This is a genomic window from Protofrankia sp. Cj5 (assembly GCF_917627405.1).
Taxonomy (GTDB): domain Bacteria; phylum Actinomycetota; class Actinomycetes; order Frankiales; family Frankiaceae; genus Protofrankia.
In genome coordinates, this window is the sequence record NZ_CAKJTO010000043.1 from 1 (window position 1) to 15,387 (window position 15,387).

Annotated in this window: 10 protein-coding genes; 5 read left to right on the forward strand and 5 right to left on the reverse strand. The window is 66.2% G+C overall.

Translation table 11 applies throughout. The annotated features are described in order from the left end of the window. Positions 1–129 precede the first annotated feature (129 nt). Positions 130–1,809, reverse strand: a complete 1,680-nt coding sequence (locus MJ777_RS11420) for an NlpC/P60 family protein (RefSeq protein WP_239375896.1) — start codon at positions 1,807–1,809, stop codon at positions 130–132. Between the two features lie 143 nt (positions 1,810–1,952). On the opposite strand from MJ777_RS11420, the gene MJ777_RS11425 reads away from it, so the two are divergent. Together MJ777_RS11425 and MJ777_RS11430 are read left to right on the forward strand one after the other, a co-directional pair. Next, positions 1,953–2,660: a DUF4255 domain-containing protein gene (locus MJ777_RS11425; RefSeq protein ID WP_239375898.1), complete on the forward strand. Its 708-nt coding sequence runs from the start codon at positions 1,953–1,955 to the stop codon at positions 2,658–2,660. Continuing rightward, complete coding sequence (locus tag MJ777_RS11430; RefSeq protein ID WP_239375900.1) at positions 2,661–4,856, forward strand: ATP-binding protein; 2,196 nt, start codon at positions 2,661–2,663, stop codon at positions 4,854–4,856. A 1,288-nt stretch (positions 4,857–6,144) separates the two neighbouring features. Here MJ777_RS11430 and MJ777_RS11435 read toward each other — a convergent pair. Beyond that, entirely contained in the window at positions 6,145–7,194 is a 1,050-nt protein-coding gene (locus MJ777_RS11435; RefSeq protein WP_255724048.1) for an IS630 family transposase, read from the reverse strand. A gap of 394 nt (positions 7,195–7,588) precedes the next feature. Beyond that, a complete protein-coding gene (locus MJ777_RS11440) occupies positions 7,589–9,031 on the reverse strand; it encodes an ATP-binding protein (protein WP_239375904.1) in 1,443 nt (480 codons plus the stop codon). 242 nt (positions 9,032–9,273) lie between these two features. Here MJ777_RS11440 and MJ777_RS11445 point away from each other — a divergent pair, with 242 nt between their 5' ends. Continuing rightward, positions 9,274–11,259, forward strand: a complete 1,986-nt coding sequence (locus tag MJ777_RS11445) for a hypothetical protein (protein WP_239375906.1) — start codon at positions 9,274–9,276, stop codon at positions 11,257–11,259. After that, the gene (locus MJ777_RS11450) at positions 11,256–11,810 is read left to right on the forward strand and encodes a hypothetical protein (RefSeq protein ID WP_239375916.1); all 555 of its coding nucleotides are present in this window, start codon (positions 11,256–11,258) and stop codon (positions 11,808–11,810) included. The genes MJ777_RS11445 and MJ777_RS11450 overlap by 4 nt, the downstream gene beginning before the upstream one ends. Before the next feature lie 105 nt (positions 11,811–11,915). Here the strand turns inward: MJ777_RS11450 and MJ777_RS11455 are convergent, their stop codons facing one another. Further along, the gene (locus MJ777_RS11455) at positions 11,916–13,580 is read right to left on the reverse strand and encodes a hypothetical protein (protein ID WP_239375918.1); all 1,665 of its coding nucleotides are present in this window, start codon (positions 13,578–13,580) and stop codon (positions 11,916–11,918) included. A gap of 142 nt (positions 13,581–13,722) precedes the next feature. Further along, positions 13,723–13,995 (reverse strand): hypothetical protein, encoded by a 273-nt coding sequence (locus tag MJ777_RS11460; protein WP_239375919.1) that lies wholly within the window; start codon positions 13,993–13,995, stop codon positions 13,723–13,725. A gap of 23 nt (positions 13,996–14,018) precedes the next feature. On the opposite strand from MJ777_RS11460, the gene MJ777_RS11465 reads away from it, so the two are divergent. Next, positions 14,019–15,110 carry an IS630 family transposase gene (locus MJ777_RS11465; RefSeq protein WP_239375920.1) on the forward strand — a complete coding sequence of 364 codons (1,092 nt, stop codon included), beginning with the start codon at positions 14,019–14,021 and terminating at the stop codon, positions 15,108–15,110. Positions 15,111–15,387: the final 277 nt, after the last annotated feature.

Consider the following 15,387-nt stretch of genomic DNA (forward strand, 5'->3'; position numbering starts at 1 on the left):
GGACACCCCAGTCGGCCACCGCCGCCCCCTTGCTCCTGAATACATCCTCATGGTCCTGTTCGGCCGGCAGTCATGATAGCCAGACCCGGCGGGAGGAGCCGTGAGGACACCGCACCGGCCAGTGATCGTCTACAGGGCTGGCAGGTGTGGTCCGGTATCACCTGGCAGATCTGTCTCCGTGCCGGGAGCCGAGTGGTCGTCGAGATGGCGGCTGTCGAGATGATCGCTGAGCTGGGCGCCGGACGGGCCCGGTAGGGGGTTACCTGGGTGGGTGCCGGCCAGCGCGCCAACGTGCGCGGTGCCCGATCCGGTGAGCGGATCGGGCAGGCCATGCAGGCCATGCAGGCCATGCAGGTCGGACGGGTCGAGGAGGTTGAGGTGCTCTCGGTACTCGGCTCCGTCGGCCACACCGTCACCGTCGGTATCGGCGTTGTCCGGCCCGCTGCCGAGTACCCGTTCCAGGGCGTCGGTCAGACCATCGCCGTCGCTGTCCGTCGTGGCCGCATCGCCAGTGGCGCCGTCAAGCCGGCCAGTGTGGGCCGTGTCTGGATCACCCGGGTTCGTCCCCAGCGCCAGCTCGATGGAATCCGCTATCCCGTCACCGTCGGTGTCGGCGGACAGCGGGCTGGTGTGCAGGCGCAGGATCTCGTAGGCGTCCGACAGGCCGTCGTCGTCGGAGTCGACCTTGGCGGGGTCGGTCCCGAGCTGCGCTTCGAGCGCATCGGTGAGGCTGTCCGCGTCGGAGTCGGTTCCGCCTCGGCCCCCGCCGAATGTGGCCGCTGAACCAGCCAAAGCCGCCGTGCCGGGCGCGAGCGGCGAGCCACCAGCGGTCGTGCCGGCCGAGATCCCGGGTACAAGCGCGGCTCGGGTCATCCACCGCCCGGCGTCGTTGAACACCCCGACGCCCTCCCGGGGGTTACGGGCCTCGATCGTGCGACCGTCCCCCAGACTGATCGCGACGTGCGCGCTGGCTGGCTCGCCGGGGCCGCGGCCCGCGTCGTCGGAGAACTGGAACAACAATGCGCCGGGGGTACGCAGTGCCTGCTCGACGGGGATTTCCATGCCCTCACCGCGCAGAGCTGAATACTGCGCCCAAGCGCCGTCCGGGATGTCGTGGCCGGCCTGGTGGGCAGCCCACTGGGTCAGCTCGGAGCAATCGAAGGCGGCCGGGTCGGGGTCGTCGAGGTTCACTTCCGCGCCCAAGACGTAGTGGTCGCCGGCCTGACGGAGTGCCGCGTCCAGGAATCGCCGGGCCGCTTCGGATTCCGCTCCGGTCCCGCCGGTCACACCGGTATGGCCGGCGGCATCCGCAAAACTGTGCCCGGAATCGTAACCGGCGTCGTGCCCCGTGCCATGCGCTGCGCCATGTGCACCGCCGGCACTGTCGTCGGTATTGTCGCCGGCGGCGAGCCGGTGGCCGTATCCTTGCGTCCCCGTCCACACGCCGAGGCCGGGGCCGTCGCCCGCCTCGATCGCCGCCCGCTGGGCGTGCGCCTTGTAGTCGAGGTACTTCGCGTCCGTGCCGTGGTGGGTGGACGTCCAGGCTGACACGTCCCGGCCCTGTCTGGACACGTCATAGGCGAGCCGGGCGTTGACCCGGGGGTCGTACAGGTCGCGGTCCCGCCACTGCGGATGGGCGTTGAGGTTGATCTGCCACAGGCCGCGGGAGTCCTCACCGTGGGAGTTGTGGGAGTCACTGTTGCCGCCGGATTCGGCCAGCGCGACCGCGGTCATCGTCGTCGCCTGGTCGGGGGAGAATCCCGCCCCCCGGGCGAAGCCGTAGATCTGCGCCGGGTTGTAGATCGCCACGATGTCGACGGTACGCGCGCGGTCACGATTGCGGAACAGCCTGACGCGCTGGCGATACGTGCCGGCGCAGGTGCCCGATAGGGCAGGTGGAGGGCGCGGTTGGCTCCTTGTCCTGAGGCCCGTACTGAGAGACCGTGCGGAGGATGATCCACGACGTTGACGCGACGCTCGCCGCGCTGCTGGCCGCGGAAGCCCTGCCCGGGGGCGAGGCTGAGGTGGTCTTCGACGCCCCGACCCGGGACTGGGCGAGCCGGCTCAACGGCCCGTGCGTGGACGTCTTTCTCTACGACATACGTGAGGACGTCGGACGCCGGGAGATCGCGGCCGAGCCGGTCCGCAACACCGAAGGCCGTATTGTCGCCCGCCGGCCGCCCCCACGGCGGTTCCGGCTGTCCTACCTGCTCACCGCGTGGACCCGGCGCCCCGAGGACGAACATCGGCTGCTGTCCCAGCTGCTGGGTGGCTTGTTGCGCCACGACCGGGTACCCGCCGTGCATCTACGCGGCCAGCTCGCCGGCCAGCCGCTGCCCGTGCTGTTGCAGCTCGCCCTGCCGCCCAGCGGCGACCGGGGTATCGCCGACGTCTGGAACGCCCTCGGTGGGGAGCTGAAGCCATCCCTCGATCTTGTGGTGGTGGCACCGTTCGACCCGGCGCGGGTGGTCGAGATCGGCCCGCCGGTACGGGAGGAGCCGTTCCTGGACGTCCGCCGATCCCCGGTGGACCCCCGGGCGGAGCGGACGAATCGTGCGGCCGATCCAACCGCCCCGCATGCCTCAACCGTTCTCGGGCCGGCGGGCGTGCGTTCACCTGGAGCGGCTGCCGGCCGGGCCGCTCGGGTCGCGGAGCTGTAGATGGTGCCACCGGCCACTGCCACTGCCACTGCCACTGCCACTGCCGCGTGCGTCGGCGATCCGGCGTCCCTGGCTGATCTGATCGGACGGCTGGCCGTGGTCGAGGAGCGAGTACGCGCCGCGGTCGCGGCACGGCGCATGCTGGATCCCGATCCGGACGATGCGTTCCGCGGTCTCTACCTGAGCGACGAGCAGGCCGACCGGCTCCTCGACGGCCGACGGCAGTTCGATCATCCTTCGGGCGCGTCGTTGACGGACACCTCGGGTGCGCTCGCAGACCGGGTGGAACGCGATGCCGGCGTGGCCGAGGCCGCCGGTGCGGAGCCGCGGCTGCGTGCGCTGGCCAGCCGGTGTGGACTGAGTGACCTGGATGTGGACATTCTGCTGGTCGCGCTCATCCCGGATCTCGATCCCCGGTTCGAGAAGCTCTACGGCTACCTGCACGACGATGTGAGCAGACGGCGGGCCAGCCCGGGCCTTGCGCTGGAGCTGTGCGGACGTTCACCGCTGGATGCCGCCGCGCGGGCGCGCTGCGGGCCGACCGGGGCGTTGGTGGCCGCCGGGCTGCTCGTCGTCGAGGACGTCGACCGCCCGTTCCTGACGAGGTCGCTGCGGGTGCCCGACCGGGTGACAGCGTTCCTGCTGGGGGACGACAGGCCCGAGCCAGGGCTGGCCGCCGTGCTCGTCGACCCGCCCGACGTGGGTGGGGCGCTGGTCGGGCGGCTGGCCCGCGCGCTCACCGCCGGGGTGATCCTGACCTACCTGCGACAGCTGCCGGGAGCGGACGCGCTCACGGCAGCCGCCTCCGCCTGCCGGCGGGCAGGGCGGCCGGTGCTCGCGGCCCAGCTCGGTGCCGGCCTGGCCGGTTCGAGCAGCGCTGACGCGTCGGCCGGCACCTCCGGTATGACTGGATCCGACACGTCGCTGCTGGTCGAAGCGGTTCGGGAGGCCCGGCTGCGCGGGGCCGCGCTGGTAGCCGGGCCGGTCGACGCCCAGTCGGCCGCCACAGTGGCTGCGGTGGCCACAGCCGGTCTGGCCACGTCGATGTCACCGCAGATCGTGCTGTTCGGACGCGGTGGGTGGGAGCCCGAAACCCCCGGCCACGCGCCTCTCGTCTGCGATGTCGAACCGCTGCCCACCACCGAACAGACGGCGCTGTGGTCGGCCGAACTGGGAGGATCGGCCCTGGCCGGTCATCTGGCAGCGTTCCGGCTCACCCCTCGGCAGGTGCGCCGCACGGTTGCCGCGGCCCGTGCACTGGCCGCCGCGGACGGGGCGGACGGGGCAGACGGGGCAGACGGGGCCATCGAGATCGCCATGGCGCATCTCGCTGCCGCGGCCCGGGCGCAGAACGCCACCGGTCTGGAGCGGCTCGCGCGCCGGGTGCGGCCGTCGGTGAGCTGGGAGGATCTCGTCCTGCCCGCTCGGACGGGCATTGCGCTGCGTCACCTCGCCGGCCGAGCGGCCCATCGCGGCACCGTGCTCGACGACTGGGGCCTGCGCCGCGGTGGCGGCCGGGGGGAGGGTGTGACGGCGCTGTTCGCTGGTGAGTCCGGCACCGGCAAGACCATGGCGGCCGAGGTCGTCGCCGGATCCCTCGGTGTCGACCTGTACGTCATCGACCTGTCGGTGGTCGTCGACAAGTACATCGGGGAGACCGAGAAGAACCTGGAGCGGATCTTCGTCGGTGCCGAGGGGCTCAACGCGGTGCTGTTCTTCGACGAGGCCGACGCGCTGTTCGGCAAGCGGTCGGAGGTCTCCGACGCCCGCGACCGCTACGCCAATGTCGAGGTCGCCTACCTGCTGCAGCGGATGGAGTCCTTCGACGGAACGGCGATCCTGGCCACGAACCTGGCGGCCAACCTGGACGAGGCGTTCCGGCGGCGGCTCTCGGTGATCGTCGAGTTCACCCGGCCGGAGGAGGCCGAGCGCGGCGAACTGTGGCGGCGGATGCTGCGCTCCGTCCCGCTCGCCGACGACGTCGACCTGGACTTCTGCGGGCGGGCGTTCACCCTGGCCGGCGGTGACATCCGCAACGCGGCCGTCACCGCCGCCTACCTCGGCGCGGCGAACGGCCGGGTGGTGGGCATGCATGACCTGGTGACAGCGATCAGCCTGGAGTACCGCAAACTCGGCCGCCTCTGCCTCCCCGACGAGTTCGGCCCCTACACGGACGTCCTGCACGCGCGCGAATAGGGACGCGGACGTCGTCGACGGATCTGCCATGCGGCAGATCCGTGCGTCATAATGTGCGGAAGAGTGCTGTGCTTGATGACGCGGCACTCATCAAGGTCGGGCTCGAGTCACTTCGTGAGGCGCGTCCGGAGGCCGGTTACCGTGCCTTGCCGCGACAGCGACTGAGACCGAGACCGAGACCGAGACCGAGACCGATCATGCAGAGTCCCGGGTTGCCCGCGAACGGCACGTGTTCCGGTTGCCAGTGGAGTGAATCCACCGCTACGCGGCCATGCGAATCGGGTAGATCTTGGTCACGGACTCAAGCCATGGGTGGTGGTGTCGAACAACGTCCGCAACCGTAACCTTGACTCGATCGTTGACGCCCGAGTCGCGACGACCGGGAAGAACGTTCATCTCGACACGGTCGTCCCGCTCTCGGCAGCCGATCCGCTTGTACGGTTCGTATCGTGTGCCGAGCTGGGACCGTCTTCACGGCAGTATTGATCAGGGTGTTGTGATCATTGTTGACCCCATCATTCCGGCTCCTTCCCGAACACGAAGGGCATAGCGGGTGTGCCGGTGAAGGTGGACGATCATGTCGATCGGATGGGTTCCCACGGACCCTGGAAGGGGTTTGTTGTCAATAATTGATCCATCGTGGGCCGTGGCGAGGTGAAGAAGGGGCGGTTCGGTAGGTTGTCGGCTGATTTCTACCGATCCCACAATACGGACAGCTGTGGAGCCGGTTCGTCGTACCTCGGCCCGGACCGTGGCTCCTCCTTGATCGATGGGAAAACCTGCCTGCGTGGTCAACAGCTGCATCGCGCTTTCGAACACGGCGAGGCCACCGACTCCCTCTGGGACTCCTGCCCCATGAAGAGACTCGTGTAGCAGGATGTTGACCAGTGCATCCGGGCCGCGGGCGATCGTGGCTGCGGAGATCCACGTGCCTTGAGGAAACCAGGAGGGCGTGACCGCTGGGCTGACTCCCAGCTCACTTCGGATCTGCGGTCTCACGGAGGTATCCATGATATTGATCCAGCGATCCCGTACCGCCTGCTGGTAACGAGCTAGCGTTGGCTGCGGCATTCCCGAGTTGGCAGGATCCGCCCAGAACCGATTCCACACTTCCGCGAACGCGCGACTCATCACGTGGGTATCGGCGATGAAACCCGCTGCGTTTATTACGGCTCGTTGGCTGGCGTCGGGATGGCCGTCGTTGCCGAGGTGGACCCGTTGGATTGTTGGCACATGCGGACGGACTATCGATGAAACGGCGTGGTTGCCGGCCATCTCCTGTAGGTTACTAACACGAAACTAGACTACTGGAGCCTATATAGGCAAGATCGGGAGACTTGAAGAAACTGCGAACGAGTTCGGGACCTGCAACGAGTCGAGCGAACGCATCCTTGATCCCGGCTCGCATCTCGTCGCGAGTGCGTGCTGCCATTCGGCCGATTCGATCATACTTGACGTTCTTCCAGACCCATTCGTCCGGATTTAGTTCCGGCGAGTACGGCGGCAGGAGGAAGAGCTTAAGACGCCCGTCTGTCGACTTGACGAACGCCTGAGTTTCCTTCGACTTGTGCGAGCCGTGTCCGTCGACGATCAGATAGATTTTGCCGTCGATATCGTGCAACAACTTCTCGCAGAACTCGATGAAGATTTTCGAGTTCACGTTCTGGTTGTCGAGAAGCTGGAAGTGCAGCTTACCCTGAGCCGATATTGCGGAAATCATGTTGACGGAATCCCGGTCACCAGTTCCGTGCACGATTGGCGTTTGTCCTACTGGGGCCCAGGTCGTGCCAGAGTGAAAATCGGTGCGGACCGACGCCTCGTCCCCAAAGAAGATCGAAGCGCCTTCCACCTGGGCTTCTTTGCGAATCTTCGGGTAGTCCTCCTCCTTCCACTTCTTAACCTTGTCCGAATCCTTCTGCCAAGCCCGCGTCAGCGGACGTTGGGGTGACAACCCCATTCGATGCAGCAACTTCCCGACCCCCTGAGGTGTGTACTCGACCCCGAACTTCCGCCGGATCACGTCACGAATCATGTCGCGCGTCCAGAGAGCAAAGTCGAACTGCAACTGCCGCGGGTCATTGCCTACGATGAGCCGCAAAAGAATATCAATCTGCTCCTTGGTCAGCTTTGGTTGGGGGCCAGGAGACTGCTTCACCTTGAGTGCTTCCGGCCCCCCTTCGCGTCGGATCTTGAGCCATCCAAAGAATGTCGACCGGCCAATTTCAAACGCGTGGCACACCTGATCCACGGCCATGCCACGGTCATATGCACTCAACGCCAACGCTCGGATATCTTCTAGGGTTCGCCGCGGGATTCTGGAGCCTGATTCATTAGCCATGTCAACAGCATATTGGAAATATGCCAAGAAGTCCAGTATTCAGATTTCTCCTTAGTAACGATCGTCGAATATCGGCTGGTGACCGGCTCCCTCAAAGGGACTCGCGTGCGTCGACGCCGTCCGACTGCAGCTCGTGTATCTGGGTCGTGCAGGTACATGCAGACTATTGTTCTGGGACTGAGGACGGCGGGCGTCCCGAGGTCCACAACCATGCCCGAAAGGGAAGCTATCGCTGCAGCCCGTCGAGGCCGCCATGCACCGAACATGCTATGAGAACACGTGCCTGGAGTGACCGTGACTCCACCGAAGGACACCAATCAGATCCCGGAACGTCGTAGCCACGGCGACAGGGCCAGGGCCAGCGGATCAGGCGTCCTCGCAGGAGGTCGGGGGTTCAGGTGTCGATCAGGTAGCAGAGGATTCCCGCGGGTACCGCCCAGGCCCCGCTTTCCTCCCGGGTGTCCAGGACATTGCGGGTGACCAGGAGCCCGTCGTATCCGGACTCGCTGATGGTGGCGTTCGCGCTTCGCCAGGTGCCTCCCTCGACGTACTTGCTCTCCACCGCTGTACCGGCGAGTTGCTCGGCGACGAAATCGATCTCTTTGCGGGACGAGGTACGCAGGTGGAACAGAAACAGGTCCTCGGCCCATCCGGCCCCAGCCCCGGCCCCGGCCCCGTGGGCGTGGGCGCGGCGCTGCAGGGCCAGGCCGGTCTGCATCTCGGCGAGCACGGTGAGGTCGATGTCGGATCGGGCGGGGTTGCGCAGGTGGGCCAGCCGTGCGACCAGTGGGTCGATCGCGTACAGCTTGTCCTGAGCGCGCTCCCGGGCCGTCCAGACATGTTCGGCCTTCTGCGGGCAGTGCCAGAGCAGATAGGCGTCGCCGAGATAGCGGATGTGGCGAGCCACGACATCGTGCTTGAGATCCAGGTCAGCGCCGATCCTGCTCATGTTGGCGGGGGCCGCCATCGACCGCATGAGTCGTTCCATCAGGGCTGCGGTGCTGGTCTGGCTGAGCTGGGACGCCGAGAAGGCGTCCCGGAACACGACGTTGAAGACGTCGTCGACGAACCACGCGGGCACCGGTTCACCGGCACGGGCCGCTGCCACGGCGATCGGGAATCCGCCGTACATCAGATAGGTCTCCCAGGCGATCACCAGATCGTCCAGCCAGGGCAACAGCTCGGCGTATGTTCTGCGGGCCGCTTCTCCATGCAGATAGGCGAGGCCGACAGCGGGCGTGTCCGGCAGCTGCGGTCGCAGTAGCCGCGCGAAGGTGCGGAAGCCCAGCGGCAGCAGGGTACGGTCGCCATGGTCGATCCGCCCGCGTCGGCCGGCGAGTACGCCCGAGGCTGCGGTCAGCCCGGCCGCGTTCGACCCGGTCAGCACCACGGTGGCCAGCGCGAACTCGGGGTCGTTGTCGCGCAACCACTTGATCTGCGCCGCCCAGTCACCGGTCGCCCCGGTGATCTCGTCGAACAGCCACCACCGTGATGTGCCGGACGGCACCGGCGGAAGTGCGGTGTTCTGGACGACCGTCCGCAGGTCCTCCGCCGACCAGGCGTCCGCCGCGATCCGCACGACTGCCTGCGGCGGTGTCCCACGCCTGACCAGATCGACGATGGTTTGCTTCACGGCCACTGTTTTGCCCACCCGGCGAGGTCCCCGCAGCAGGTAGAGGCCTCCTTCGACCAGCCCGTCCAGGCATGGTGACCGGTACCCGAGACCGGTGTCGCGCACCGCGCGCAGGTCCGGATCCGTCGCCACCCACTCGGCGGTCCGCCACCACGGATTCGTGCGGGCCAGCTCCTGCGTAACCAGACCGATCTTCGTGCCCATGCGATCAGTCTACATTCCTCCGTGTGATGCACTGAGGAAAGGCGCATTCTTCAGGGTGTCACGCGGAAGTTTTCGGTTCGAAGGGTGACAGAAAGGGACCCGCAGCCGGCCGGGGAGGACGGGTCGAATCGGCCCGGGTGAAGGACACGTCTGTGCCGGAAGCGAACGCCTTGGCCTGCACGTTCGGGCAGCCCTGTGCCATATGTCATGCGGGACGACGGCCGCTCCAGCATGCTCGGTCGGTGACACACGCGGTGGCTCGACGGGAGGCGCGGGTTGGTCCGCGTCCCGCGGTGCTGCGGCCACAGGCGGTGCCTGCTGCCCGCGTCGGGCCGGCCGCGCTGCTGGCGCTGCAACGCCAGGCAGGGAATCGTGCTGTGATCACCGGTCTCGCCGAACAACGGCCGGGGTCGGTTCAGCGGTGTGGCTGCGACCTGCGTACGGACTGCGCCTGCACGGAACCAACCGTAGTCGAGACCGTACAGCGGGCGGCGAACATGCCCCTGGTGGTGCAGCGGGTAAGCCGCTCGGACCTGCTTGTCTCCCTGAAAGCGGCGATCGCAGCCGGTGACTGGCACGATGTCGCCCTACGGCTCAACGGGTTCAACGCGCCGGACATCCAGCGGTTGGCCGCCGGCCTGTCGGTGGGGCAGGCTGCGAACACGCGGGCCGCGGTCAGCCGGTATCTGGCAGGCTGGCCGCACGAGCAACTGATCCTGGACAGCCTCGACGCGGGGCGAGCCGAGGTGGCCCGGATCGGCAGGATCTACCAGACATACGAGGCTGCGGTCGTCGGGGCGAACTGGCCGGAGGCAGCCCGGCAGCTCACCGCGATGAGCGTTGACGACATCCTCAGCCGGGTCGCCGCGCTTTCCACCACGGCGTTGTCAGCGCTCGACGGCGCGGCGCAGGCGCACAGTCAGCGCGTCAGGGCCATCTGCCAGGCGGAGCTGTCGAGAAGGCATGCGCCTCCACCTACGGTTTTCGCAGGCGTGCCTGACGGGGGGCTTGCAGACGCCGGCGCATCGCTACCGGGTGGGATTCCGCCTACCGCCGAGGAACTGCAGGACCAGCGACTCAACGGGACAGCGCCCGCTGATCTCTCCGACGCGGACATCGGTCCCGCGTTGGAGACGGCCGAACGCCATGGTGATCAGGTCCGCTACGGCGCGATCGTCGATCAGCTCCGTCAACGTGATGCCGGGTCGCCGGGGTTTGGGGTAGGGCTGCCGCTGGCGATGCCGCGCGGTGTCGAGGGTAGCGCGATGGTCGCTCCGGACGCGGCAGTCGCGATGATCGAGAATATGCTTGCCGGCCGACCACCATTCCGCCCCGAACTTGGAGTAGGCGGCAGCTCATGGTTTGTAACCGAGGGTACGCCGTACACCGGGGTGGGTGCCGGCAACAGCATCCCCGTGCAGGCGGAGTTGATCAACACCCGGAATGCCGTCCGGTACGACCAGCCGACCCTGGAACGCATATTCGCACAGGAGCACGCCCGCGCCCAACCCGAGATCGAGGTCCAGGTCCGCGAACGCTTCCGGATCAAGACCGGCCGCGACGCTCCGCAGACCCTGAGCCGCACGCTCGCGGACAAGGTCGCCCGTCAGCTTCGGCAGCTGGCCGAGCGCCGGATGTGGGAGCGCGTCGGCGCGGAGGTTCGCGCATCAGCATCCCAGGTCGGCGAGGTAATCCTGCCTGGAGGCAGCCCGACTCCAGGCGGGCCACCGGTCTTCTCGGCTACTCCGGGCCGCTTCACCGTGGTCGCCGACGCAGCCAAGATCCGTCTCCGCGGTGGGCCCATGCCACTCGTACACGCAATCGAGACTGCCGGTCACGGTGTACGGGTGGCCCCACTGGAGGCCTCGGCCGCGGAACTGGCGGCCACGATGCGCATCGCGGGCCGGATCCGCACCGTCCTGCGGGTTGGCGGCAAAGTTCTCATCGTCGTGGCGGTGGCAGTCGACCTGTACGAGATCGTCATAGCCGAGGATCACCTTGAAGCGACCATTGTCAGCTTGGCGGGCTGGGGCGGCGCCGCTGCGGCCGCGGCCGGCTTCAGCGCACTATGGACGCCCGCCGACGTTGCCGGGCCGTGGGCGTGGGCCGCACATGGCGTGGGAATGCTCGTGAGCGGCGCAGTCGGATACTGGGTCGGCGCGGAGGCGACGCGCTACGTCTACCGGCTGGTGGTCCAGTCCCGCGGTCAGATCAGGGAGACCCCGTGAGTCAGCACCGGGTACCAACCGAACGGGTGGCCGCCGTGTTGGCGGCGCTCGCCGGGCCGCTTGGACCATGGGCCGCCGAGGAGCGAGCCGAGCAGCTGCGACGCGAACTGCTCGACGGCGACCCAACGGTATCGGCAGACCAGATCCTCGCCGTGGTCGTATCCCGACCAGCACTGCCTGCTTCGATACCGGTAACCTGGCGCGACATCGATGACGAAGCTGCTGAGCTGCTGGCGGAACTGGGCGAGCACGTCGAGGTGCGTGCGCTACTCGTACGCTCACTGCATGACCCGGCGTTACGGCTGGTGGCTATCCAGGCATTGGGCCAGCTCGCCGACCCCGACACCGCGCCCGCGCTCGCGGCGCTCGCGGCGAGCGAGTTCCGCGCTCCGATCCTGACCGAGAACGAGGTCGTGTACCTTGCGTCCGCGCTTGGCAGCGTCGGCGGCGCTGACGCACTTTCCGGCATTCAAGATCTTCGTCGTCGCAACTGGCCACCGGAAGTCACCCGGGAAGTCGAGATCGCACTGCAGGCCCTACTGGATCAATAGACTGGGAAGAACCCGGCGGTGGGTGCAGCCCGGTTGCAAAGTAGTGGATCATTTTCTCTCAATCACGGCTAGGCGCTTGAGGTGTTGTGATCGACAAAATGTTGTCTATGCCGCGCCGGCGCAGGTAGCGATGCCGAGATCGTGGAAGAGGGTTTGCATGTCGATACGCAGGGTCTCGTAGTCGCGGTCGATGCGGGTCCAGTGTGCCGGTTTGCGGCCGGGTCGGGGGCTGCGGACGCCGGCGAGGATCGGGCTGATCACCTGCTCGCGCAGGGTGAGCAGGGCTGCGAGTGTGCGGGCGGCTTCGGGCGGCAGCTGGTAGCGGCGGGACCGGCCGGGTTTGACGACCAGGTCTTTGCCGCGCAACTTGCGCAGGTCGTAGGCGGCCTGACGGGTGGTGTAGTCGGCGTCGGTCTGTCCGGTCATCGCGTGGACCTTGGCGGTGACGTCGGCGACGGTGAAACCGGTCGGCGCGGCGGCCAGGGCGAGGACCGCGGACAAAGTGGCCCGGATGCGTGGGCTGTTCAGGTCGATGCCGCCGACCCGGGTGCGGCCGATCTGGGAGGGCCGGGGAAGCTCGTCGAGGGTGGTGTCGGGCAGGAAACCGATGTCGACGCAGTCGAGGGCGGTGGTGAACCGTTCGACCATTCCAGCGAGCCGTGCCACGATGTCGGGGAAGCGCTCGATCGTCCGGCCGACGCCGAGCTGTTTGGTGTTGTGGGTGATTGCTTCGAAGCGCAGCACATGTTCGCCTTTGGTGTAGCCCTTCAACGTCAACAGCCCAAAGTGGACTTTGAACAGGGTCAGGTCCCACCTAGGTTTCTCGATCATGACTGCGAGTCGTGGCGACAGGTCGGCGGTGCCATGGGCACCCGGGCGTTTCTTGGCGCCGAACAGGGTCCGCAGCATCGGCACGTCCAGACGGGAACGGGTCCGGTCGACGACGGCGTTGAAGACCCGGTCCATCTGGCCGCCGACCCGGAACAGCACGTTGCGGCTGTACTCGACCTGGTAGATCGAGTAGTTATAGCGGAAACCGCTGCGGGCCTGCTCGTCGCCCTCCAGCCCGAAGCACAGGCACGCGGTGTAGATCCAGCGGTCGCAGGCCTGGCTCAGGTGCCCTATAGCCGCGTGCTGCGACAAGGCGTCTGCGACCTGAGCCAGGGCGTGCGGGTCGGCGACCGCGGTGAAGCAGTTGCCCTCCTTGGTGAAACCTAACCCGGCCGCCTGCGCCTGGCAGGCGACGTACTCGTGCCCGTTAAGGATCACCTGCGCGCCGAACGGCGGATGCCCGGACATCGTGATGGTCAGGTGCCCCCACTGCGGGTCCATGATGTGGAACGAGTAGTGGTTCACATACGCCTGCTTCTTGGCGATGTTGACGATGGTGCCGGCGCTCGAGCGGCGTACGTCCCACACCGACGCCGCCGCCTTCGCGACCAGGATGAGGAACACACCGGTAGTCACCGTGTTCGTGGCCAGGTAGTCCTCGGCGATCCGGTGTTTGCGTTCCCCCCGGGAGCAGTCGATGACCGGGACATGGTTGGCCCCCGCCCAGGCGCGTACCCGGCGGGAGAACCGTCCGGCCATCCGCATCAGGCGGGTGTTGTCCAACAGCTCATCCGAACCGCCGTGCAGCCGCCGCCACCAGGTCCGGAACCCACCCGGGTTATGCCCCAACGGGTAGTAGGCGTTGAGCACGATCCGGTCCACACAGTCGTAGCTGCCAGTCAGCAGATCACCGCACCGTGCACTGAACTCATCGATCATCCACCGAAACTATGATCTTCGAAGCGGTCCGTCAGCACGCTGTCCCGAAGGGACCACTGATATTGAGCGAAGTCTCAAGATCATCTTAGAAGGCTTGGGCGGGCGAAGCCGCGAAGGATGAGTCAAGTTTGGGGCATGCGGGTCATGCCGCGAGTCCGGCGTGGTGGATGAGCTGGTCGACGGCGGCGTTGTAGGTGTCGGCAGCTCGGCGGAGCGGTGGTGGGTCGGGGCGCTGGTCGGAGAGTTCAGCCAGGCCGGTGCGCAGGAGACGGTCGTGGACGCGGGTGAGGAACTGAGCATGCCGACGCCCATCGGGAGTGATCGTGTAGCGGTGGGTCCCGGGGGTGCATTCGATCAGTCGCGGCTTCGCCCGCCCAAGCCTTCTAGTGTTCCGTGATTCCGCTTTCTTTATCATCGGTATTTAGCTAGAATAACAGCGTGGAACTCTCGGTGAAAAACATTGCGGAACTTCGAGACATGATCAATGATCGCGATATTTCCGCGAACGTCGCGACACGGGCGCGGATCGTCTTATGGCATAACGAGCGCAGACCCAAGAAGGAAATCGTCAAACTGGCCGGCGTTTCGTTGCCGACGGTGAACCTGTGGATCTCGCGGTACGAGTCCGAGGGAAGCGCCGGCCTTCTCGACCGGTCGCGCGCCGCCCCTCGCGAGCAGGTCCCCGCGAACATCCGTGGCCGTATCCTTGCTCTCACACGTTCCACCCCGCCAGTAGAAACGGGCTTGACGCACTGGTCGTCCCGGGAGATGGCGAAGTACGTCACCCGCACTACTGGAAGATCAGTCTCCTGGCACTTCGTCGCCAAACTCTGGCGGGAAAACGGCCTTCAGCCCTGGCGCCAAGGAACCTTCAAAATTAGCCGGGACCCGGACTTCGCGGACAAGGTCATGGACATTGTCGCCCTCTACCTCAACCCACCCGAGGGGGCGGTAGTGCTCAGCTACGGCGAGAAGACGCAGATCCAGGCGCTGGACCGCACCCAGCCGCTGCTACCGATCGACTTCGACGCCACCGAGAAACGAACCCACGACTATGTCCGCCACGGCACCACCAACCTGCTCGCGACACTCGATGTCGGCACGGGCAAGGTCTTCGGTGAATGCCGTCCCACCCGCACGGGCGGCGACTTCTTGGATTTCATCAAGAAAGCTATGAAACTCCATCAGGATAAAGAGATCCACATCGTTCTCGACAATCTCTCCACCCACACGACACCCGACGTCATGAAGTGGCTCGAAGACAACCCAAAAATCACGTTCCACTTCACTCCCAAAGGATCATCGTGGATCAATCAAATCGAGACCTGGTTTGACATCATCACCAAGCAGTCGATCCGCCGAGGCACTTTCAGCTCAGTCAAGGCGCTGATCAAACAAATCCGAGACTACATCGAGCACTGGAACTCCACCGCGAAACCGTTCACCTGGACCGCCACGGCCGGAGAAATCCTGGCCAAGGTCAAACTCGTCGAGACCAACATCAAGAAACTGGTTGCCAATAATGGCTAATAAAGAAAGCGGAATCACGGAACACTATGGCGAATGAAGAGACACCCCCGCCTTCCGTTGAGGACCATCTACCGACAAGCGCACTCGGCACGTTTTTGTTATGGGATGTGGGTGGTATTGGAATTTCCCCGCAGGCTGCGGTCATGAGGAGGCTGAGCGCGAGCAGCGTTGTCAGTGTACGGGCAAGTGTCATCATTATGTCCCCCGTCGAGGTGAACCAGTGGTAACGTTCGTCGTTCACTCACTCGCTTCGGCTCCGCCCGGTGGCATTCACGAC